The 22516-nt window shown below is 69.2% G+C and carries 18 protein-coding genes; 12 read left to right on the top strand and 6 right to left on the bottom strand.

Features of this window, described 5'->3' with window-relative positions; genetic code table 11:
- Window positions 1–77 precede the first annotated feature (77 nt).
- Both ACX9TP_RS03120 and ACX9TP_RS03115 read left to right on the top strand, forming a co-directional pair.
- Entirely contained in the window at window positions 78–1250 is a 1173-nt protein-coding gene (locus tag ACX9TP_RS03120) for a hypothetical protein (protein WP_482978204.1), read from the top strand.
- Complete coding sequence (locus ACX9TP_RS03115) at window positions 1247–1759, top strand: hypothetical protein (protein ID WP_482978203.1); 513 nt, start codon at window positions 1247–1249, stop codon at window positions 1757–1759. The genes ACX9TP_RS03120 and ACX9TP_RS03115 overlap by 4 nt, the downstream gene beginning before the upstream one ends.
- Window positions 1760–1768: 9 nt before the next feature.
- Here ACX9TP_RS03115 and ACX9TP_RS03110 read toward each other — a convergent pair whose 3' ends face one another.
- Window positions 1769–2038, bottom strand: a complete 270-nt coding sequence (locus tag ACX9TP_RS03110; RefSeq protein WP_482978202.1) for a hypothetical protein — start codon at window positions 2036–2038, stop codon at window positions 1769–1771.
- An 89-nt stretch (window positions 2039–2127) separates the two neighbouring features.
- Window positions 2128–4602 carry an efflux RND transporter permease subunit gene (locus ACX9TP_RS03105; protein WP_482978201.1) on the bottom strand — a complete coding sequence of 825 codons (2475 nt, stop codon included), beginning with the start codon at window positions 4600–4602 and terminating at the stop codon, window positions 2128–2130.
- A 399-nt stretch (window positions 4603–5001) separates the two neighbouring features.
- On the opposite strand from ACX9TP_RS03105, the gene ACX9TP_RS03100 reads away from it, so the two are divergent.
- Both ACX9TP_RS03100 and ACX9TP_RS03095 read left to right on the top strand, forming a co-directional pair.
- Window positions 5002–7533: an efflux RND transporter permease subunit gene (locus ACX9TP_RS03100; RefSeq protein WP_482978200.1), complete on the top strand. Its 2532-nt coding sequence runs from the start codon at window positions 5002–5004 to the stop codon at window positions 7531–7533.
- 38 nt (window positions 7534–7571) lie between these two features.
- Window positions 7572–8066, top strand: a complete 495-nt coding sequence (locus tag ACX9TP_RS03095; protein WP_482978199.1) for an Erp protein — start codon at window positions 7572–7574, stop codon at window positions 8064–8066.
- Window positions 8067–8183: 117 nt separating this feature from the next.
- On the opposite strand, the gene ACX9TP_RS03090 is transcribed toward ACX9TP_RS03095, so the two are convergent.
- The 3 genes from ACX9TP_RS03090 to ACX9TP_RS03080 are packed head-to-tail and all read right to left on the bottom strand — an operon-like array spanning window position 8184 to window position 11064.
- A complete protein-coding gene (locus ACX9TP_RS03090; RefSeq protein WP_482978198.1) occupies window positions 8184–9317 on the bottom strand; it encodes an MBL fold metallo-hydrolase in 1134 nt (377 codons plus the stop codon).
- The gene (locus ACX9TP_RS03085; protein ID WP_482978197.1) at window positions 9317–10840 is read right to left on the bottom strand and encodes a hypothetical protein; all 1524 of its coding nucleotides are present in this window, start codon (window positions 10838–10840) and stop codon (window positions 9317–9319) included. Before ACX9TP_RS03085 ends, ACX9TP_RS03090 begins: the two co-directional genes overlap by 1 nt.
- Window positions 10841–10899: 59 nt before the next feature.
- Entirely contained in the window at window positions 10900–11064 is a 165-nt protein-coding gene (locus tag ACX9TP_RS03080) for a hypothetical protein (protein ID WP_482978196.1), read from the bottom strand.
- 251 nt (window positions 11065–11315) lie between these two features.
- Here ACX9TP_RS03080 and ACX9TP_RS03075 point away from each other — a divergent pair, with 251 nt between their 5' ends.
- From ACX9TP_RS03075 to ACX9TP_RS03065, 3 genes are all read left to right on the top strand, one after another.
- Window positions 11316–12014 (top strand): MOSC domain-containing protein, encoded by a 699-nt coding sequence (locus ACX9TP_RS03075; RefSeq protein WP_482978195.1) that lies wholly within the window; start codon window positions 11316–11318, stop codon window positions 12012–12014.
- 158 nt (window positions 12015–12172) lie between these two features.
- Window positions 12173–12748, top strand: a complete 576-nt coding sequence (locus ACX9TP_RS03070; protein WP_482978194.1) for a hypothetical protein — start codon at window positions 12173–12175, stop codon at window positions 12746–12748.
- Between the two features lie 125 nt (window positions 12749–12873).
- Window positions 12874–14571: an NAD-dependent malic enzyme gene (locus tag ACX9TP_RS03065; RefSeq protein WP_482978193.1), complete on the top strand. Its 1698-nt coding sequence runs from the start codon at window positions 12874–12876 to the stop codon at window positions 14569–14571.
- A gap of 87 nt (window positions 14572–14658) precedes the next feature.
- Here the strand turns inward: ACX9TP_RS03065 and ACX9TP_RS03060 are convergent, their stop codons facing one another.
- Window positions 14659–14871: a hypothetical protein gene (locus ACX9TP_RS03060; protein ID WP_482978192.1), complete on the bottom strand. Its 213-nt coding sequence runs from the start codon at window positions 14869–14871 to the stop codon at window positions 14659–14661.
- 258 nt (window positions 14872–15129) lie between these two features.
- On the opposite strand from ACX9TP_RS03060, the gene ACX9TP_RS03055 reads away from it, so the two are divergent.
- The 5 genes from ACX9TP_RS03055 to ACX9TP_RS03035 all read left to right on the top strand — a co-directional run bounded on the left by ACX9TP_RS03055 (window position 15130) and on the right by ACX9TP_RS03035 (window position 21254).
- A complete protein-coding gene (locus ACX9TP_RS03055; protein ID WP_482978191.1) occupies window positions 15130–16401 on the top strand; it encodes a hypothetical protein in 1272 nt (423 codons plus the stop codon).
- Between the two features lie 69 nt (window positions 16402–16470).
- Window positions 16471–18594, top strand: coding sequence for a glycogen debranching protein GlgX (glgX, locus tag ACX9TP_RS03050; RefSeq protein ID WP_482978190.1), 2124 nt, complete (start codon window positions 16471–16473; stop codon window positions 18592–18594).
- A gap of 89 nt (window positions 18595–18683) precedes the next feature.
- Complete coding sequence (locus tag ACX9TP_RS03045) at window positions 18684–19322, top strand: zinc ribbon domain-containing protein (RefSeq protein WP_482978189.1); 639 nt, start codon at window positions 18684–18686, stop codon at window positions 19320–19322.
- 66 nt (window positions 19323–19388) lie between these two features.
- Window positions 19389–20039 carry a class I SAM-dependent methyltransferase gene (locus ACX9TP_RS03040; RefSeq protein WP_482982358.1) on the top strand — a complete coding sequence of 217 codons (651 nt, stop codon included), beginning with the start codon at window positions 19389–19391 and terminating at the stop codon, window positions 20037–20039.
- Window positions 20040–20204: 165 nt separating this feature from the next.
- Window positions 20205–21254 (top strand): SDR family NAD(P)-dependent oxidoreductase, encoded by a 1050-nt coding sequence (locus ACX9TP_RS03035; RefSeq protein ID WP_482978188.1) that lies wholly within the window; start codon window positions 20205–20207, stop codon window positions 21252–21254.
- Window positions 21255–22516: the final 1262 nt, after the last annotated feature.

Below are 22516 nucleotides of genomic sequence, written 5' to 3'. Positions count from 1 at the left end.
ACACGGGGCCGACCTTGAGACTCCCCGGAGTCGTTTCCTGTACACTGGCGATATCGCAGCGGGGGAGCGCAGCGGGCATGCCAGACAAGAGGGAGTTCCAGGAGGCCATTGGCGCGTGTGTGCATCTCTTCCATGAATGGAAGAGCGGGCATCTGGAAGAGGAGCAAAATCAGCAGCTACTCCGGCGAGTCTCACCGTGGCTTACAGACCTATGGCACGGGCTGGCGCTGTCGAGTTCGGGGGAGCTCCAACCCTGGAAGGCACGCACGGATCAGCCCGGCTACCTTCGGCAGGTCGTGAAGGGAACGGACATCTCAGTACCGTTCCATCTGCTACCTGAGTTCCCGAGAGCAGAGGTCCTGACGGAGCTCCGCGACCTGGCACTTCGGCTTCAACGCGCGAAGCAATCCACTATCTGCATCAGTGGAAGCAGCACCTTCCAAGAGGGCTTGACCCATCTTGGGGATATCGACTTCTGCGAGTACGTTCCATTGTCGGATGGGTCGGTTGTCGACGGCATGGTCAAGCTCTTGGAGCTTGTACCGCCGCCGGACGCAACCCGCTCCATCAAGTACACCCTACCTGATGGCAAGTGGGAGAAACGAGCGTACCCCTGGCCGCCGGAATTGCGTCAACCGGCCGGCCTTCAGTCCCTGATGGAGCAACTCCGCCAGGCAAGTGCCGGCAAGTGCGACTTCATCGTTGAGACTCGGTTCGCAGGCACCATCGAGGCGACTGTCCTCGTGCTTCGCATCGAGCCCGGACACCCAGATGAGGGGGAAGCACTCAGGAGCTTCACGCACCAAGAAGCACCGGTTGGCTCATGGGTTCCGCGCCGCCTGGACTCGCCGGTGCTGCTCGGCGAGTACATCTGGTGGCTTCGAGAAAAGGTGGAGGAACTGCACCTGGTTGACCCCATCAAGGCGCTGAAGCGAGCACTGTCCCTGACTCGGATTCTGCTTCTGGATGAGCGCGGCGACGCAATCCTCACCTGCTTTCGCAGGCACCGTATCGCCCTTGCATCTGCCCTCAAGGCGCGCCTGAGCTTGAAGGCGTTCCTGTTCGCGCATCCGGAACTCGCGGTGCTCCAAGCGGGAGTGAACGAGACCATCAACGCTCTGCATGTCGAACTGGCGTCGGGCAACACTCCCGAGGAGGCGATAGGAGCGGTAATGACCCTGGACTTTGAGCGTAGTGCTCAGTCGCTCATCCGCGGCGTCCTGGGCGACGTCAATGGACTTTTGGAGTGACCGTCAATACTCTTGATGCACCTGTGCTCGGACGGAATCTCGTTCATGAGGCAACCATGGGAAGTGATGACCGAGCGAAGTTGGAAGCTCTTCTCTCCCAGCTACCGCTCGATGAGCAGATGAAGGAGCTGGTTGGCAGGTCGGTATCCAAGCTGGATGACACGGCCGTTGCCGAAGCTCGTGCGAGCCTGGAGCGAGCGAGTGAGCAGGTCCCAGGTGTTCTGTCCGCGTTGCGAACTGCGCGCGAGGCCAGATTGACGCGTGAACATTCGCGGGCCCAGGCTCCCGAACTGGAGTTGGACTACGAGCTGCTTGGCAGGGTCCGGGAGCAACTGGCGCGAGAAGGCCTGATTCTCTCCAACGAGCAAGCGCAGAAAGTCGTCGCCGTTGTTGGTAACGAAGTATCCAGGCGTGCGGGGCTTGCCCCCAACCCCAGCAGCGCCCTGCCCCGTGAGCGGGCAGAGCAGGCTTCTCTGGCGCCAGCCGCGCTCACCAGGTTCAACTACTAGCCCGCTAGCCTACGGCCAGGACCTCGGCTGCATCGCCTCCGGCCGCCGGTTGTCCGTGGGCGTGAGCGCGTCAGCCGGGGCGCACCGGCACACTTCGCAGCCGCGCTCGCGGTCCATCGTGCAGTTCTGGCCGGTGACGCACGTGAGGTCTCTCGACTCCGCACAGCGCACGTCGCCCTGCTTGTCCTTCTTGCTCCCGTGGCTGCAGCCCGCGGCGGCCACCAGCACCGCCGCCACCAGCCACCGCCGTGCACCGCTCCGACTCATTCCGCGCGTCATGGCCTACCTCGTGTCTCGCTCGGGGCCGCCACCACCGTGGCGGGCTCACCTGCGCTTCATAGCCAGGACACCGGGAGCCAGCCAGTGGCTCACGCCTCGGGCGCGGGCTCCTCGGGCGTCTCCGGCGTGGTGCCGTGGCGGCGCCGCCAGCGCTCCACCAGCAGCAGCAGCGACGGGAAGCCCAGCAGCACGATGACCAGGTTGATGCCGAAGCCCAGGTTGGCCAGGTCACCAATCGAGTTGAGGCCCGGGTGCTTCGCGAGAATCAGCGCCACGAAGCCGATGGCGCTCGTCAGCAGGCCGCCGGTAATCGCCCGGCCCGTCTCGCCATACACGGAGATGAAGTCCGCGCCCGGCTCGCCCAGCCGCTGCACCAGGTGCACGCCCGCGTCCACCGTGGTGCCAATCAGCACCGGCAGCACCATGATGTTCAGGTAGTTGAACTGCAGGCCCAGCACCGACATCAGGCCCACCAGCCCGATGACGGACAGCAGCGTGGGCAGCATGCAGATGAGCGCCGTGCGCAGCTTGCCCAGCGTCAACCACATCGCCGCGAGCACGCTCAGCACCGCCGCCACCAGGATGCGCGGGCCCTCGCGCGACACCATGTCCAGGATGTCCGCCAGGATGAGCGCCTCGCCCGCCGCGGACACCTGGCTGCCGTCCGGCATCTGCAGGCCGCGCACCTCCTTCGCGAAGCGCCGCGTGCCCTCGCCGTCCGACAGACTCACGCCGCCCGCGTACACCAGCACCACGCCGCCCGTGCTCCCATCCAGGCTCTCGAACTGGTGGCGCACGCTGGCCGGCAGCTGCTCCTGCGTGAAGGGCTTCGCCGCCGCCATGTGCAGCGCGCGCGTCAGCGTGGCGCGCGTGTCCTCCGGCAGTCGCTCCGGGTCCAGCTTGCCCAGCTTCGTCGCAATCGCCTGGAGCACCTGCTGCTTCTCCGCCTGCTGCCGCGGCACCAGGTCCTCCAGCGCGCCCACGAAGTCGATGGTGGAGTCCTTGCCCCGCGCCGCCTTGCGCGCCTCCAGCTGGCGCACCACCTCGCGCTCCATGTCCAGCGAGTCCGTCAGCACCACCACCGGCGTCTGCGAATAGCCGAGGATGTTGTTCACCTTCTGGTCCAGCACCGCCGACGCCTGCTTGTAGTCCTCCAGCGAGCGCGAGTCGTAGTTGAAGGACACGCGGTGCGCCTGCGACACCAGCACCAGCACGCCCGCGCCCACCACCAGCCCCACGCTCCGGTACGAGCGCGGCAGCCACCGCGCCAGGAGCCCCAGCGGCCCCGCCGAGCTCTCGTGCACCCGCGGCGCCCACCCGAAGCGCGACGCCAGCCCCAGCAGCGCCGGCAGGATGAGCACGTACGAGAAGATGCTCACCAGCATGCCCACCGCGGCGATGACGCCGAACTCGCGGAACGCTCGGAACTCCGACATGGCCAGCGAGAGGAACGTCAGCGCCGCCACCATCGCGGCGATGAGCGCGGAGAACCCCGTGTGCCGGAAGGACTCCGCCACCGCCGCCTCGGACGTCATCCCCTCCGAGCGCAGCGTGCCGTAGCGCCCCAACAGGTGGATGCCGTGCTCCACGCCCAGGCCGCCCAGCACCGCCGCGAGGAAGCCCGTGAGCAGGTTCACCTGCCCGTACGCCAGCCCCACGAAGCCGTACGTCCACCCCAGGCCCGCCAGCACCGGCAACATGGTGAGCCCCACCGACAGCGCGCTGCGGAAGTGGAAGGCCAGGTACGCCAGCAGCAGCACCAGGGCCAGCGTGGACGCGCTCGCCAAGTCACTGACGATGACGCGCTGCTGGTCGATCTTCTTCTTGAAGGTGCCCGTCACCGCCGTCTTGAAGCCCGGCCCGTACTTGGACAGGTCCTGCGTGGCCAGGAACTCCTCCACCTGGCCCACCACCTTCTTCGAGTAGTTCAGGTCCGCGGCGCTGCCCCGGGGCTTCGCCATCAGCACCACCATGCGCTCCGTCGTGTCCAGGTAGTACAGGTCTCCCTGGCCGGAGAGGCGCTGGTTGGCGCGGCCGGTGTACTTCTGCTCGATGTCGGTGAAGTCCACGGACGGCGGAGGCGCGTCATCCAGCCGCACGAAGAGCGGGTTGGCCTGCTCCTTCTCCCAGGCAATCCGCGCGTCGATGCGCTCCTGGATGGTCTTCAGGTCCGGCAGGTCGACGTAGTACAGCGCGTGCTCGTCGAAGAAGGCGCGCGGGCGCTGGTGCGACACGTAGCGGATTTCCGGCAGCGCCCCCAGCTTGGGCGCCAGGTCATCCGCGAAGCGCTTGAGGGCCTCGGGCTCCGCGCCCATGCCCACCACCACCACGTTGCCCTGGCCACCGAAGCGCTTGCGCAGCTTGTCGATGTCCTGCACGGACGGGAAGTTCTTGGGCAACAGCCCCACGAAGTCCGCGTTGAGCGACAGCGTCCGAGCGAAGAACAGCCCCGCCAGCGTCAGCACCAGCGTCAACAACAGGGCCTGAAGGGGCCGCCGGTGGTTGCGCGCGGCCAGGCGACCCATCGCCCCCTCGAACCGCTCCGACCAACGCTTCTCATCCATGTTGCGACACCCGCTGTGTTGACTGGGCAAACGCCGCCCACCTTGGGCACGCGCCAACCGTCGAGTCAACGCGTTTATGCCGGAAGGCGGAAAGTAAGGTAGCGAATTACCTGCCCTCTGTAACAAGGGTTTCGCGAGGACGCCCGCCCGTCTGTCCCGCTTTTTCGGGCCTGGAAACCGCCCTTGTGAGCCGGGCGAATCCCGCCCATGAGCGGGGCCCGCGCTGCCCACCCGGGGGGCAGACAGGCAGGCGGCGTCGGACTGCATGGCCCCTCGGGAGTGGGCACGTTGCCCCGCGACACGGGGCACGCGCCAGCGGGCACCCGGAGGAGGGGAAGCCGCTCCGTCCTCCGTACCACCGGGTGGGCCGGTGGGTCGGATGGGGGGACCCGGCCAGCGATGGAACCGGACTCGACGACGTCTTCGCAGGGCGAGCGGAAGTGGATGGTGCGTGTGGAGCGCACCCTTGGCGCCGTGGCCGCCCACAACCACCGGCGTCCCGCGCTGGCCCTGCTGCTGGCGGTGGTGCTGGCCGCGGTGGGGGGCTTCCTCGCCAGGAGCCTGAGCCTCAACGCCAACCTGGTGGACCTGCTGCCGGAGTCGTTCGAGAGCGTCCAGGACCTGCACTCGCTGGAGCAGCGCTTCGGCGCGCTCGGCTGGGTGGCGGTGGTGGGCGAGGGCGCGGACGCCGAGTCCCTCAAGCGCTTCGCGGACGACCTGGCGCCGCAGCTGGAGGCGCTGCCCGGCATCCGCTTCGTGGAGGTGAAGCGGCCCGGCGCCTTCTTCCGCGACAGGGCGCTCTACTTCCTGTCCGAGGAGGACCTGAAGGAGGTCAGCCGCCGGCTGGAGGCGCGCATCACCTGGGAGAAGCAGCGCGCCAACCCCCTCTACGTGGACCTGCTGGACGAGGAGGAGCCGTCGCTGGACTTCTCCGACCTGGAGCAGAAGTACGGCGGCAGCGCCGGGCAGCGGCTGTCCAATGACCAGGGCGACTACTACCTGGACCCGGACGCGCGCCGCGTGGTGCTGCTGGCCAAGCCGGACACCACCTCCGCGGACCTGGGGTACTCGCGCCGCATCATCGGCGAGGTGCGCGGGCTGCTCGACGCGCAGGACGTGTCGAAGTACGGCCCGGACTTCCGCGTCGACGTCACCGGCACCTTCCAGAAGAAGCTGGACCAGCAGGCGCAGATTTCGCGCGACATCGCGGTGGCGTCCGCGGTGGCGCTGACGCTGATGCTCCTCTACCTCCTCTTCCACTTCCGCAGCGCGCTCGCGGTGGGCCTGGTGCTGACACCGGTGGGCGCGGGCCTGGCGTGGACGTACGGACTGGTGGCGGCGGTGTACGGACAGGTGAACCTGCTCACCGGCTTCCTCGGCGCGATTCTGGGTGGCCTCGGCATCGAGCACGGCATCCACCTGCTGGGCCGCTACCTGCACCTGCGCGGCGAGGGCGAGTCCTCCGAGCAGGCCACGCGCGACTCCTTCACGCACACGGGCGGCGCGGCGCTGGTGTCCGCGCTGGTGGCGGCGCTCACCTTCTTCGTGCTGGGCACCTCGCGCTTCCGCGCGTTCCGCGAGTTCGGCGTCATCGCCGGCGTGGGCATGCTGGTGCTCGTCGCCGCGTATGTCCTGGTGCTGCCCGCGATGCTGGGGCTGGCGGCGCGCTGGAAGTGGCGGCCCCGGCTCGCCACCGCCGCGCCCCGCCACTCGCCCATGGGCCGCGTGCTGGTGAAGCACCGGTTGCTCATCACCGCCGTGTCCGGCGTGCTGCTCGCGGGGCTGCTGACGCAGGCGCCCCGGCTGCGCTTCGACTACGACTTCCGCTCGCTGGAGGACGAGGGCCTGCCGTCCTTCGTGCTGGACCGCGAGGTCAACCGCATCATCGGCTACTCGCAGACGCCGGTGGTCGTGCTCACCGACACGCCCCAGCAGGAGCAGGTCATGGTGCGCGCGCTCCAGGAGACGCAGCGCGCGCGCGGCAAGGACTCCACCATCGACTTCGTGGCCTCGCTGTCGTCGCTCGTCCCGCCGGACCAGCAGGCGAAGCAGGCCGTGCTCCAGCGCCTAGCGAAGCAGCTGGAGGACGTCCCGGAGGAGCGCCTGTCGCCGCAGCAGCGCGAGCAGCTGGCGTCCCTGCGCCGGGAGGTGAAGGCCCCGCCCTTCACGCAGGCGGATTTGCCGGCCAGCGTGCGCCAGCAGTTCGAGAGCCGGCAGGGGGGCACGAGCGGCTTCGTCATGGTGTACCCGTCGGTGAGCCTGTCGGACGGGCAGGCCATCCGCGCGCTGGCGCGCGAGGTGCGCGGCGTGCGGCCCGCGGGCGTCGAGCGCAGCCCCATCGCCGGTGAGGCCCTGGTGCTGGCGGACATCCTGGACATGGTGACGCACGAGGGGCCGCTCATCCTCGGTGGCGCCACGCTGGCGGTGCTGCTGGCCATGTGGGCCACGCTGGGCGGGCTGCGCATGGCGCTGTTGTGCCTGGCACCCACGGTGGTGTCGCTGCTGGCGCTGGTGGGGCTGATGCCGCTGATGGGGGCGAAGTTCAACTACCTCAACATCCTCGTCGTCCCGGTGCTCATCGGCACCACGGTGGACGCGGGCGTGCACCTGCTGACGCGCCTGTCATCGCCTGGCAGCGACTTCGTGGCTGTCTATTCGGAGACGGGACGGGCCATCTGCGGGGGCCTGCTGACGAGCGCCATGGGCTTCGGCGCGCTCTTCCTCGCGGACCACCCGGGCCTCAATTCCATTGGCGCGGTGGCCAACCTGGGCTTCGCCAGCAACCTCCTCATCATGCTGGTGGCCTTCCCGGCCCTGCTGCTGGTGCTCTCCGAGCGCCGGCTGCGGCGCCACCGGGCGCGCCGGGTCCAGGAGAAGGAGACGACGGTGGCGGGGCCCCAGGGCTCGAAGCCCGCCACGCACACGAGCTGAAACGCTGAAGGACGCACACCCACGAAAGGGAGGCAGCAATGGTGAAGCACACGAAGCGGGGTTGGTTGTGGGCAGGCGCGCTGGCGGGGACCCTGGCACTGGGCACGGCGTGCAGCGCGACGGAGGCGCCGGTGACGCTGGCGCAGGCCACGCCGAGCACGGGCCAGACGGGCACGGGCGCCTCGGGCACCAGCACGGGCACCTCCACCGGCGTCACGACGCCGGACACGACGGCGCCGGGCGCGACGCCGCCGGGCACGACGGGCACCGCGCCGGGTGCGACGGGCACTGCGCCGGGTGCGACGGGCACGTCGACGGGCACCACCACCACGGCGCCCGGGACGACGGGGACGGGGATGGGCGGCTCGGGCACCGGCGGCGCCACGTCCGTGACGGGCACGGACGCGGGCGTGGGCATGGGCGGCTCCGGCTACGGGACGACGCCCGGCGTGAGCCCGAATCCCAGCGGCTCGTCCAGCACGTTCCAGCCGCCCACGGGGAGCTCCGTCCTCGACGGCGGCACCGGGTTCTAGGACTACGAAGGGGGCGCGCTCCCGGAGAGGTTCCGGGGGCGCCGCCGCATCGCGCGGCTGCCCGGTGCACTCGCTCGACTCATGCCAGTTTCCGCGGACGCCTGTCTCCCCTTGGCTTCAAGGGCTGCCAGCCGCGGAAGGCTCGAACAGTCCGGCCTGGGTCGAGAGTGCGATACCTGCGGGTGGTTGGGGTCCGAGCGTCAATGCAACGCAAGCTGCCGCGCCAGGACCCGATGGGTGCACGACACGTTCCCAGCCGGCCCCGGTCACGGCGGACCATCCCACCGAAGGCTCTGACGTCAACGCAAGCCTCCTTGCGAAACGCCGCAAGGGGTCGAGACCCGAGGTCTGTGGCGGAGGGTTTCTTCCTCTGTTGAACCGCGTCACCAATGCAAGCTCGACCTTGCCCGTCTTACCGTGGTGGGCCCAGGCCTCCTCGCAGAAGGCTCCTTCCGAACCATGGTGGGCGACCTTGACGACGCGCAGGTCTTGAATCAGGCGCAGCCCCCGGTCCGCGAGGTCATCGTCTTCGGCAAGATTGGCGACGACGGCCCTCCACCCCCGGTCACTCGCGGCGGGGCTCTCGACGTCTCCGCCCAGCAGGACGCCCATTTGATTCCACCAGACGACGAGGGCCAACGAGAGCTCATTGCCCCGCTCCATGAACCTGCGGGTCTCATCAGCACTGAGCCGCCCACCGCGCTGGAGCCGCCGGATGAGCTCCGATAGCGACTCGAACCAGGACGTCTTCTCCGCGGAGCCGGGTGCAATGCAGTGCACCTGGTAGGGCGCGTCCCTGGGCCACCACCGGATGCCATAGGAGACCTCCTCGCCTTTAGGAGACCTCATCAATGGGGTCATCGCTTCGTGCGCATGGATCATCTCGGCGAAGCGCGGGTGCGACTCCGTTTTCTCGAGAAGGACCAGCAGCTCCCTCAGGGTCTGGAACCCCGGATAGCGCCAGAGCTTGCGCACGGACACGTGCTGAAGCAGCTCCGGGAGCCCTCTGTAGTGGTCCAGGTCGGGATGAGTGATGGCGAGGAGATCAATCGTCGTGACGTTGAAGTGGTTGAGCAACTCGAGGGGCAGGTTCACGCCACCGAGCAGACAGCAATCCACGACCAGCCACTTCCCATCAGGCAGGGCCAGCACCTGCGACTCACCATAGCCAGGACCAAAGACGTAGACCGTGAGTTCTCCGGGCCTGGGAGCCGGCAATCCCGCGAAAAGAGCCGAGTGGGATGAAGCCATCAGAAGAGGCCCTTGAGCTCGGGAAGGCCCATCAGGTCATCCGCTCTGCACTCGTCAATGAGCGCATGGCGCTGATTGAACGCCATGGGTTCAAGCACAGGCTTGGAAAAGAATGAGAGCGCCAGGTGCCCCATGCCGCGAAAGCGCCGGAGGTACCGCTTGAAGTCCGTGTTGACTCGCTCCCCGATGCGCACCCGAAATCCCAGCTCCCTCCCTTTGTAGAGGGGGTTGTCTGGGTCGAGTTTGCTCGCTCGGACATATGCATCGCGGATTTCGTCGCGGATAACAGGCGGGAGTTCCTTGCCTTCATGGGAGCAGGCCAGGTTGAAGCCAAGGTATTCCCATGCATAGGCATCGTCGGCATCGAACTCATCGACAATGAGTCGATAGACCTCGGCAGCCTGCTGGTACTGACTCCGGTTCTTGCTCAGGTCGAAGGCAATCCGCCGGAGGTCGGCGCCATAGTATCTGGCGCTATCACGAGCAAGGACGGGGTCCAGACTCTCGACCGCATGGTGATGTATTTCTACGCTTTCACTCACGTCCCCAGGCTCACGAGATGCCAGCCAGCGATGCTCCTCGACCAGAAGCTCACCCTGGGTAATGGCCGCGCGGGCAAGCAGGAAGCGCCGGAGCGCGTTCGCCATCAAGAACTGATGCTGACGGCCTGCTCCCACGAATACATCAACCCAGTGGTTCTCAACCAACTCCCGCACAGCGGCACGGGGAATCCCGGCGGGCCCGGCTTCCAGGATGGAGGTGGCGTCGGCACGCTGTTCAAACGGACCTGCGACTCCATTCCAATGCTGGGGACCTCTGAGCAGGGCAAGACGTTTGGCTGCTTCGATGGCATTGGGGCTGAGCGCGTCGTACGCCATCTCCAGCACAAGGTCGTCGAGCTGAGGTGCCGTCGAGGCTTCCAACATGCGCGCGGCCTCTCGCGCATGCAGTCTCCCATCATCGACCAGTGCCTGAAGAAGAGGCCGTACCGCGGCGGATACGGGCTGCAGCGCCGCATCCAGGCGGCGAGCATCCGCGGTTGCAGGAAGGGCTTGGAGTCGTGGCGTTTCTGAAGTGATGCCGTCCAGGCTATCGAGCTTGTTCGTGGTCCACGGAAGAGGCGCCTGGCGGACCACCTCCCACCCGCCCTCGGCGAAGGACTCCAGGAGCAGGTTGAAGAACTCCGAACGCTCACGCTGGAAGGTCGCATCGTCCCACCTGTCACGGGGGGACACCTCGCCGATGTCGAGGGCATCCGGATCCACCAGACGGACAAAGAGCGCAGGGGAGTGAGCTTGTGCCTCCCGGAGCAGGTTCTGGAGTGCCCTCTTTCTCTTGTGCCACGACGTCCCACGGGCCTGGCACATCTCCACGAGCTTCGGATCCACGCTCGCGCGGAGCTGCGTGGCGAGGAGGACCGTGAGACGTAGGTGGTCGTCCAGGTCACCATAGGCCATGACCGTAGGAAGGTCGGTGAGACCCTGGAGGGACGGTACGGTCAGGATGTGCGATTCGCTCGGCATATTGACTCTGAGGAACCCGCAGGTCTGGGGATGCGCTCGACGCTACCAGCATCCAGGCGCTAAAGGTGCATGACGCCAAGGATGCAGCGCCAGGACCAGCGTGCCGGTGTCCCGTCAGCGACGGCCCGCGCCTGTCCCTGCGCACCCACGTTCGTCGTATTGATGCTGATACCACCGGCGAGGAACTTCTTCGGGTAGCGATTGAATTCCTTGCCGGCAAGCACCGTGCTCCAGTCCGGTCGGGTCAGGCGCAGGTACGATATTGCACATGTCCGCGGGTACGCACGGCAGCACGGCGCTAGCGGATACAGCTCGGTGGACAAGGTCCAGCAATGTCGGGCGGATAACGCGGCAGCAACACAGGAACGGCTTGGGGCATGTGGTCTCCACTGCGGCCTCGCCGTGCCCCTCACCCTGTTTCGCGCCCCCCGCACCGCTGGACACCCGGCCCCGCGCCTGCTTTGTCCCGCGAGCCATGAACATCCTCTCGCTGCGCGTGGGCCTGCCCCGCGAGCTGGGCACGGCCGGAGCCCCATCGCCGCTGGAGCGGCCGTGGACGAGCGCCATCTTCAAGGAGCCGGTGCCCGGGCCGCTGTGGCTGTCCCGCACGGGCCTCGCCGGTGACGGGCAGGCGGACCTCCAGGTCCACGGCGGCCTCCAGAAGGCCGTGCTCGCCTACCCCGCCTCGCACTACGACTTCTGGCGCGAGCGCCTGGAGCGCGACGACGTGGGCCCGGGCGCCTTCGGCGAGAACTGGGTCCTCTCCGGCGGCGCGGAGGACGGCGTCTGCATCGGCGACGTGCTGCGCGTGGGCGGCGCCCGCGTGCAGGTGTCCCAGCCGCGCCAGCCGTGCTGGAAGCCCGCTCGCCGCTGGGGACGCAGGGACCTGGCGCTGCTCATCCAGCAGACGGGCCGCACCGGCTGGTACTTCCGCGTGCTGGAGGAAGGCCCCGTGCGCGAGGGTGACGCGCTGGAGCTCCTCGAGCGCCCCTTCCCCGCCTTCACCGTCGCCTTCGCCAACCACGCCATGCACGGCCACGCGCCCGACGCCGCGGCCGCGCTGGCCGACTGCGAGCTGCTCGCCCCGGGCTGGCGCGAGTCCCTGCGCCGCCGTGCGCGGGGCACCCGGGGAGATGACCGCCCCCGACTGGAGGGCCCCGACACCGCTGACTGACCCGCGAAACCGACCCTGCAAGTCGTCCCCAGGGATTGTTCCCAGTGCCACCCCGAAGAGCAGGCAGCCAGAGAAGCGCTCCCTGCACACCGGAATCTGGCTGCTCACGTTCCCCACCAGCAGCAGCCAAAGACCCTCACACACTGGGAGAGACCCACATGAAGTTCCTCAAGACCAAGCTCGTCCTCGCCTCGCTGTCCGCCGGTTTCCTCGCGCTCGGTACCGGCTGCAAGTCGGACTCTGGCGCCACGAAGGAAGAGCCCACGGCGCCGTCCACCACGGGCGGTGACACCACCGGCACCGGCACCACGGGAGGTGACACCACCGGCACCGGCACGGGCACCGGTACCACCACCGACCCGGGCACGGGCGGCACGGGCATGGATGACCCGAGCATGAGTCCGGAGACGGGTGGCACCATGGACCCGGGCACCGGCGGCACCGGCACCGGGAGCGACATCAACTCCGGCAGCATGGACCCGGGCACCGGCTCCGGCACCATGGACCCGGGCACCGGCTCGGGCACCAGCGGCTCCGGCACCCCCGTGGAGCCGGGCACCGGCGGCTCCGGTGACGACATGGGCGGCGACATGGGCACCGAGCCGAGCGACGACACCACCCTGGACCCGTCCGGCACGGGCGGCAGCGGCACCGACATGACGACGCCGGACACCTCCACGGACACGTCCGGTGACAGCTCCTCGATGCCGGAGTCCGGTACGCGCAGCAAGTAACCCGGCCCGCGCGACATGACTCAGTGGACGGTGCCCGCGCAGGCCCTGCGCGGGCATCGCCATTTGCGGGGGGTTGTTGAAAAGACGTGCTGGCGCGGGCGCCGCGAAGAGGGAACGCTGTCGCCATGAAACAATACGAGAAGAAGTACGACGCCGAGGGGCGCCCCTACCTGGAGACGTCCCTGCCGGGACTGCTGCTTACCCGCCTCCCGCTGCTCAACAAGGGCACGTCCTTCACCCGCGAGGAGCGCGAGGCCTTCGGCCTGCTGGGCCTGCTGCCCACGCACGTGTCCTCCCTGGAGGAACAGGTCACGCGAGCCTACGCCAACTTCAAGTCCTTCAAGACGGACCTGGAGAAGCACGTCTTCCTGCGCGCGCTGCAGGACCGCAGCGAGGTGCTCTTCTACGCGCTGCTCGACACGCACATCCAGGAGATGATGCCCATCATCTACACGCCCACGGTGGCGCAGGCGGTGGAGCAGTTCAGCCGCATCTACCGCTTCCCGCGCGGGCTCGTCGTCAACCCGGAGAACATCGACCGCATCGACTCGCTGCTGGAGGAGACGCCCTTCCCGGACGTGCAGCTCATCGTCGCCACGGACAACGAGGGCATCCTCGGCATCGGCGACCAGGGCTTCGGCGGCCTGGCCATCTGCATCGGCAAGCTGTCGCTGTACACGGCGGCCGCGGGCATCGACCCCGCCGTGACGCTGCCCGTGGAGCTGGACGTGGGCACCAACCGGCAGGACCTGCTGGACGACCCGCTGTACCTCGGCGTGCGGATGAAGCGCCTGGAGGGCCAGGCCTACGACGACTTCATCCACCGCTTCGTCACCGCGCTCCAGCGCCGCTTCCCGCGCGTGCTGTTGCAGTGGGAGGACTTCAGCAAGCAGAAGGCCTTCGACGTGCTGGAGCGCTACCAGGACGTGCTGCCCTCGCTCAACGACGACATCCAGGGCACGGGCGCGGTGGTGCTCGCGGCGTCGCGGCGCAGCCAGCAGCCGCTGACCCAGCAGACCTTCGTCATCCACGGCGCGGGCGCGGGCGGCGTGGGCGTGGCGCGGCAGATTGTGCGCGGGCTCCAGCTCCAGGGGCTGAGCGCCGAGGCCGCGCGCGAGCGCATCTTCCTCATCGACTCCAAGGGGCTCATCCTCAAGGACCGCAAGGGGCTGGAGCCCTACAAGCGCGAGCTGGCCCAGGAGCCGTCGCGCGTGGCGGGCTGGAAGGTGCAGGGCGCCATTCCCTCGCTGCTGGAGACGGTGCGAGAGGCCAAGGTGACGGTGCTGCTGGGGCTGTCCGGCCAGCGCGGCGCCTTCGGTGAGGAAGTGGTGCGCGAGGTGGCGAAGAATACGCCGTACCCGGTGGTCTTCGCGCTGTCGAACCCCACGGCCAACAGCGAGGCGGTGCCGGCGGACGTGTACCGCTGGACGGACGGCAGGGCGCTGGTGGCCACCGGCAGTCCCTTCGACGACGTGGAGTACAACGGCGCGCTGTGCCCGGTGGGCCAGGGCAACAACGCGTTCATCTTCCCGGGCCTGGGGCTGGGCGTGCTCACCTGCCGCGCGAGGCGCGTGACGGATGGCATGGTGACCGCAGCGGCGCTCGCGCTCGGCGAGTTCGTGGACGCGCAGCGGCTGGCGCAGGGCGGCCTCTACCCGCGCATGGACCGCATCCACACCGCGAGCAAGCAGGTGGCCATTGCCGTCATCCGCCAGGCGGTGAAGGAAGGCGTCTGCGGCGAGCAACTCCCGGAGGACCTGGAGGCGCACCTGGAGCGGCTCATGTGGAAGCCGGTGTTCCTGCCCATCCGCAAGGCGCGCTGAGGCCCGCTGGAAACAGCTCCGCTCCCCACCCGCGTCCCTCGTGGAACGGGTTGGGGAGCGGCCCTCACCCAGGCGCCTGGCGCGCGCTCACGTCACGCTGGTGCCGGGATACGGGCGCGGCGTTCCCACCGGCTCGATGATGCGCGGGTTGCCGCCGGAGCCGGGGTTGTTGCCGGGACCGCCATCCGGTTGCAGGTGCGGGGGAGCGCGGTGCGGTGTCTCCTCCTCGGTGCTGGCGCCGCGGTCGGGCGCGGTGGGCAGGGCTTCCGGTGGGATGTGCAGGACGTCCTTCTTGCTCATGGCAGCCTCCTTTCCCCCAAGCTGTGTGCCCGCCCGTCCCGGGGCACCTGTCGCCCGAGCGCCTGCCTGCACGTCTGCAACCCGATTGGACTTGTTGGCTCTCGAAGGACAGACAACCCACCGTGCGCTCGCCGCCCCGCCCGCGAGTCCGCGCGACGTGGAGGACGGGCGAGCAGGCACTGCGCGTCGGTGGCACCTTCAAGGGAAGACACGCTATTCGACTAGAGGGAACCGAAGCTTGAACTCGGGTGGGGCGACATGAGTGTGAAGCTGCTGCTGGCGGGCCGACGCGACGTGGACGGGAACCCCTTCTCGCCCCCCGAGGCAGGCCAGCCCTGGCTGCGGCGGGCGCTCGCCTGGTTCCACGAGCACGCGGAGGAGCTGCTGGAGAGCGCCCGCATGGGCACCGGCCCCCACGGCGCCCCCCTGCTCCGGCTGCGCCTGCACCCCGCCGCCGGTGAGGTGTCCATCCTCGCGGCCAGCAGCGCCCGGGTGGTGATTTCCGCCGAGACGTCCGCGGTGGGCCCCGGCTACCACGTCTACCTCTGCGACATGGTGAAGCGCCTCGGCCAGGAGCTCGGCCTCACCTGGGCGGACGCGGACGAGGCCGCCGGCGTGGGCGACCCGACGGGCTACTTCCACACGGGCGACGCGGACCCGGTGGAGGTCTACATGCTGGCCTCGCTCCAGGACTCCGTGGCCCAGGTGCTGCGCATGCGCCGCCAGGGAGAGTCCGGCTTCGGACTGTCCATGCGCTTCGGCCACACCTTCGAGCACCCCGGCGCGCTGCTCACGCCGCTGGGCCCCCGCGACGAGCGTTGGCTGCGCAACGTCTACGAGGACCCGCGCCGCGGCATGGATGTCTTCCCCTGGTGGAAGCCGGGCCTCCACGCACGCACGCGCCTGAGCCGCGCCCTGTGCCGCATGTGGACGGACGTGGTGTGGCGCCCGCCGCTGCTCGACGAGGAGCGCGCCCTCTTCCGCGACGTGGCCCGCCTGCTGGAGTCCGCCTGGCGCGAGGACGCGTCCCTGCCCTACCCCTGGCGCGAGTGGCAGGAGGTGCTCGGCTACCTGGGCATCGGCGGCACGCTGGCCGAGGAGGTCCGCCGCCGCGCGGCCGGTGTGACGGGAGGTCCGCCCATGGGCTACCGGCGCGGCGCGGTGCAGGTGGCGCTGCCGGAGGGGTGGGAGATTCGCATCCCCGGCTCGCTCGCGGAGGCCCACCTCCAGGACGGCACGTGGGTGGCCAGGGACCATCGCCGCTGCGTGCGCTTCATGCCGCTGGAGGACGGCGCCGAGGAGAGCCTCGCCCCCACCAGCGCCGAGCGCCGGGCCCTGGAGCTGGAGCACCACGGCGAGCGGGTGAGCGGCCGGGCCTCGCTGCACGTGGAGCCGGGCGAGTGCCGGCTGACCGCCGTGTGCAGCTCCGGCCGGCGGCGCGCCCTGTGCGTGGTCAGCTTCGATGACCCGGAGGAGCAGGACTGGGCGCTGGGGACCTGGCGCTCACTGGACCACGCTGCCGCCGCCTGACGGTTGCCGGCCCACAGGGGCACTCCCACATTCAGCGGGCATTTTCCTTCAGAGGAATCGAGAGCCCGTATGAGTAGGGAAGTATGGCCGGGCAAGCCCTGGCCACGTGGTGCGACGTTCGACGGCACCGGAGTCAACTTCGCCGTCTTCTCCTCGGTGGCCACCAAGGTGGAGGTCTGTCTCTACGACTCCGCCAACCCGTCGAAGGAAACCGACCGCTTCGAGCTGCCCGAGGTGACGGACAACGTCTTCCACGGCTACGTGCCGGGCCTGGAACCGGGAACGCTGTACGGCCTGCGGGTGCACGGCCCGTATGACCCGGCCAACGGACATCGTTGCAACCCCCACAAGCTGCTGGTGGACCCGTACGCCAAGGCGCTCTACGGCGACGTGGACTGGCGCCAGCCCGTCTTCGGCTATCCGCTGGGCAACGCTCAGCAGGATTTGGCGAAGGACGAGCGGGACAGCGCCGCCGGCATGCCCAAGAGCGTGGTGGTGAGTGACTTCTTCGACTGGGGCAATGACAGACGTCCGGACGTGCCCTGGCGCAAGACGGTGCTCTACGAGGCCCACGTGCGCGGCCTCACCATGCGCCACCCCGGCGTGCCCGAGCACTTGCGCGGCACCTACGCGGGCCTCGGCTCGCCGGCCGTCATCGACCACCTGAAGGCGCTGGGCGTCACGTCGGTGGAATTGCTGCCGGTGCATGCCTTCGCGGACGACTCGTTCCTCAACGACAAGAAGCTGTCCAACTTCTGGGGCTACAACACCCTGGGCTACTTCGCGCCGGAGCAGTACTACGCCAGCCGCAAGACGCCCGGCGCCGCCGTGGCCGAGTTCAAGGCCATGGTGAGGGACCTGCACGCGGCCGGCATCGAGGTCATCCTCGACGTCGTCTACAACCACACGTGCGAGGGCAACCACCTGGGGCCCACGCTGTCGATGAAGGGCATCGACAACGCGGCCTACTACTGGCTCATGCCGGAGAAGCGGCACTACCTGGACTTCACCGGGTGCGGCAACAGCGTCAACGCGTCCCACCCGCAGACGGCGCGGCTGATTGTGGACAGCCTGCGCTACTGGGTGAACGAGATGCACGTGGACGGGTTCCGCTTCGACCTGGCCACGGTGCTCGGGCGCACGGGCGAGGGCGGCTTCGACCGGAACGCGGCGCTGTTCCAGATCATCCACCAGGACCCGGTGCTGGCGCGCACGAAGCTGATTGCGGAGCCGTGGGACGTGGGGCTCGGCGGCTACCAGGTGGGCGGCTTCCCGGCGCCGTGGCGCGAGTGGAACGGCAAGTACCGGGACGCGCTGCGCCGCTACTGGAAGGGAGATGAGAATCTCGCGGGGGAGATGGGCTACCGGCTCACGGGCAACGCGGACCTGTACGCGGAGGCGCGGCGCAAGCCGCAGGCGAGCATCAACTTCGTCACCGCGCACGACGGCTTCACGCTGCACGACCTGGTGACGTACAGCCACAAGCACAACGAGGCCAACGGCGAGCACAACCGCGACGGCGCGGACGACAACCAGTCCTGGAACTGCGGCGTGGAGGGCGAGACGGACAAGACGGACGTCGTCGCCCTGCGTGAGCGGCAGAAGCGCAACCTCCTGGCGTCCCTCTTCCTGTCCACCGGCGTCCCGATGATTGTCGCGGGCGACGAGATGGGCCGCACGCAGAAGGGCAACAACAACGCGTACTGCCAGGACAACGACTTGTCCTACGTGGACTGGAACCTGGATGAGCGGCGGCAGAAGCTGCTCGAGTTCACGCGCAAGCTCATCCACTTCCGGCACGGGCAGCCGGTGCTGCAGCGCCGCCGCTTCTTCAAGGGAGCGCACCTGTGGGACTCGGAGCACAAGGACTTGACGTGGTTCCGGCCGGACGGGACGGAGATGGGCGCGGAGGACTGGCAGAAGCCCTTCACGCGCTCGCTGGCGTTCCTCCTCGGAGGCGACGCGATTCCGACGCCGGACGAGCGCGGGCAGCGCATCTACGGCGACGCGCTGCTGGTGCTGCTCAACTCGCACCACGAGCCGGTGTCCTTCAAGCTGCCTCCGGCGGCCGCCGGGCAGAAGTGGGAGCTGGAGCTGTACACGGCGGATGACGACCGGCGGAGAGAGGCGGCGCCCGGGAAGTTCGAGGCGATGGGCCGCTCGCTGGCGGTGTTCCGGCAGGTGGCGGGCTGAGCGGAAGCAGGTGGCGCGCCCTTCGGTGAGGGGCGCGCCGCGCGCCGTGTTAGCGTGCCGCGCGGGTTGCCAGAGGGGGCACACGCGGCATGTCGATGATTCAGTTCACCCGGAACTACACGGACCGCTCGAACGACTACGGCTTCCAGTTCGAGTTCTTCTGCGACAAGTGCGGCAACGGGCACATGTCGCCCTTCATCGCGAGCAAGGTGGGCGTGGCCACGGGGATTCTCCGCGCGGCGGGCTCGCTCTTCGGCGGGACGATTGGACGCGCGGCGCACGCGGGCACGCACCTGAAGGACGCGCTGCGCGGCCAGGGCTGGGACGAGGCCTACGCGGAGGCGGTGGAGGAAGGGCGCAAGCACTTCAAGAACTGCACGCGGTGCGGGAAGTGGGTGTGCCCGAAGTCGTGCTGGAATGACGGGCGCAGCCTGTGTGAGGCGTGCGCTCCGGACCTCGCGGAAGAAGCCGCTTCCATCCAGGCCCACGTGGCGGTGGAGCAGGCGCGCGAGAAGGTGCGCAAGGTGGACCAGGTGGCGTCGCTCGACGTGACGGCGGCGCGCGTGGCGGCCTGCCCGCACTGCAGCGCGAAGGTGGAGGGCGGGAAGTTCTGCGCGGAGTGCGGCAAGCCGCTGACGGTGCAGAAGGTGGGCTGCGGCAAGTGCGGCCAGGAGATTCCCGAGCGCGCGAAGTTCTGCCCGGAGTGCGGCACGCCCCGGAGCGGGTGAGCCGTCGGGGGCCTGCGTGGGTTCTTCGCCATGCGGGCCCGCGTCCTGCGTAGGCTCGCGGGCACCATGTCCCGGGACGCGCAGGAAGAGGGAGTGCGGCAGGTGTACGGGGAAATCGCGCCGGCCTACGAGGCGCTCTTCCCCGTGCTGCACCGCTACGAGGACCGCGTGGAGCGCTTCCTCGCGGACGCGGTGACGCCCGGGTGCCGGGTGCTCGACGTGGGCTGCGGGCCGGGGCTGCACACGCGGGGGCTGGACGCCTCCGTGGACGTGGTGGGCACGGACCTCTCAGCCGAGATGCTGGAGCTCGCCCGCCGTGCAAGGCCCCAGGGCGCGTGGCACCTGCACAGCTACCACCAGCCCTTCCCCGCGGAGTGGGGACGCTTCCACGTGGCGCTGGCCATCGGCTGCCTGGACTTCTGTGAGGACCTGCCACGCGTGCTCGGCAACCTCGCCGCGGCGCTGGAGCCCGGAGGGCGGATGCTCTTCACGGTGCTGGAGCGGCGGCCCGGGCTCGAAGGCCACGAAGCGTCCACACGCGAGGTCCAGACGGCGGGCCCCTCCGTGTCGCTGCACCTGTACACGTTCGAAGAGACGGCGCGCGCGGTGACGGGCGCGGGCCTGCTGCCCCGTGCGTACGCGCATGCACCCGGCTGGGTCCACCTCACGGAGCAGCGGACGATGTGGTTCGGCTGGTGGGACGTGGAGCGGCGGTAGACGCCTCCGTCGTGTGGCCTCCCTGTCGAGGGGGCAGGCATCCGGGCTCTTCGCGGTGGGCAGCCCGCGTCACGTGCCCTACGTTCCTCCGAGCGCGGGCTGAGCCCCGGGCCCGTGCCATGCGTGCGGCCCCTGGGAGCCCAGGGGCTCGGGAAGGAAGCGCGCATGGCGAGGCGTACGACTTCAGGCGTGGCGGGGGCGTTGGGTGTCGCTGCGGGAGCGGGACTGCTCCTGTCGGCGGCGGCGCGGCGCGCCCGGCGCATCGACCTGCGCGGGCGCGTGGTGGTGGTGACTGGCGGCGCACGGGGGCTCGGGTTCGACATCGCCCGCGAGTTCCTCCAGCGCGGCTGCCGGCTCGCCCTCTGCGGCCGTGACGGCGACGGAGTGGCCCGGGCCGTGGAGCAGCTCCAGCGCCAGGGAGGCGAAGTCTTCGGCGCCGCCTGCGACGCGAGCAACCCCGAGCAGGTCCAGTCCTTCGTCGAGCAGGTCCTCGCGCGCTTCGGCGCCATCGATGTGCTGGTGAACAACGCGGGCCAGTGCTTCGCGGGGCCGGCCGTCCAGCTCGACACGGAGACGATGGAGCAGGCGCTGCGCGGCATCTTCTGGGTGCAGTTCCATCCGACGATGGCTGTCCTGCCGCACATGCGCGCGCGCCGCTTCGGGCGCATCGTCAACATCACCTCCATCGCCGGAAAGCTGCCCGTGGCCCACCAGGCGGCCTACACCGCCGGCAAGCACGCGGCGACGGGCTGGTCCGAGACGCTCGCGATTGAGCTGGCCCGGGAAGGCGTGCACGTCAGCACCCTCACCCCGCCCCCGCTGCGCAACGGCGCGCCGCTGCACGTCCAGTTCAACGGCGACGCGGAAGGCGAGTTCCTCTGGTTCACCCGCGTGCTGACGTCGCGGCTGACGACCACCACCGCGAACCGCACGGCGCGCACCGTCGTCGACGCCGCCGAGCATGGTGACCGGGAGCGGACCATCTCGGTGCTCTCCTGGTTCGGCACGCGCGTGCAGGGCCTGGCGCCCAATCTGCTGACGTGGACGCTGACGCTGCTCGAGCGGTGGCAGCCGCCTTCCGGAGCCCCCGGTGAGACGTCGAAGCCGCGCCTGGGCTACGAGGTGGTGGCGAACAGTCAGGACCCGCGTGTCCAATCGCTGGCATCGGCGGCGCGCACGGACGAGCAGCAGCACCTGCCCACCAATAATGCCTGACTTCGAACCGCCCCGTCCCGCCTCACCTCAGGGGCCCGCCCTCACCGCGGAGGGACTGGGACGCGGAGGGATGGGAACACCGCTCACGAAGTCAGGCAGGCATCCCCGTGTCTGGAGATCTTCCGTCACCGTCACGCAGAGCCAGCCCCGAGGACAGGTGCTCAGGTCCTGAGGGTCGCACTTCGCATAACACGCGCTTCCCGTGGGCCCGCCCATCCCGCACACCTGGTCCCCGGGACAACTGTCCGTCTTCCAGGAGTCACAGGCAGCCGCGCAGAACCGGCCCGCGCTTCCGAGGCGTCCTCGGACGATGCAGCTCTGTCCCTGCGCACAGGGCTTCTCGCTGGAGCACTCGTCCACGACGAGGTCCAGGCACTGGTGGACTCCGCCATTGAGCGGAGCGCAGTGCTTGTCCGCTGGACATCCCAGCTTGAGGCAGTCAGGCACACAGGCCGCGCCACTGAGACTCTCCTCGCAGGCGTACCCATCCGGGCACGCTCCCGGCTCGCCAGGAACACAGGGCTGTCCGCAGCGGTGATTGATGCAGAGCAACCCCTCCTCGCACGCCTCATCGCGAGTCGCGGGCAGCCGGCTGCAGGGCTCCCCCGCGAGGCGGACTCCCGCCAGCAGACACCGGCGAATCACCGGCCCCGGAGCTCCTCCCGCGGCGACACGGCAGACAGAGCCGGGGAAGCAACCTGAATCATCCTCGCACTCGCTGGCGGCGCACTCGAAGAGGCCCTTGCCATAATTGATGATGCACCCCTGACCGGCGGGACATTCACTGTCCGTCGTGCACTCGCCACAGCGGAAGGTGCCTCCGTCGGAGGAGCAGTTCATCAGGTGGGCGGGGCGTGGCCCCTTGCGCCCATCCAGCAGCGTGGCGAGCTCCTCGGACGCACCCTCGCGCTCGTCGAGGAGGGAATTGGACGAAGTCCGCACCCCCTCCGTCCGCGAGGGGGCGGAGCGCACGTCCGTGCTGACGTGGGACTGCATGAAGCCGGAGCCGTTGACCGCGGCCTGGTAGCCCACCCTGGAGACGGAGGCGGGCGGTGTCTCCGGGGCGGGTGTCTCCGCCGTGGCGCCAGGAGGACAGACCTCGGGCTCACGCGAACCGAACCACGCGGTGACCAGGAACCATGACAGGGCCGTGACCGCGGCGAAGACGGCCGGCGCGGCGAAAGCCTTGAGGAGACGGATGGCCACTTGCATGACGCGCGCTCGGAACAGCGGCGTTAGCAGGGGCCGCAGCAGTCGCCGGT

Source organism: Pyxidicoccus sp. M15 (genome assembly GCF_056858435.1).
The sequence above is the reverse complement of the archived record's forward strand: the minus strand, read 5'-3'. Positions and strand labels throughout refer to the sequence as shown.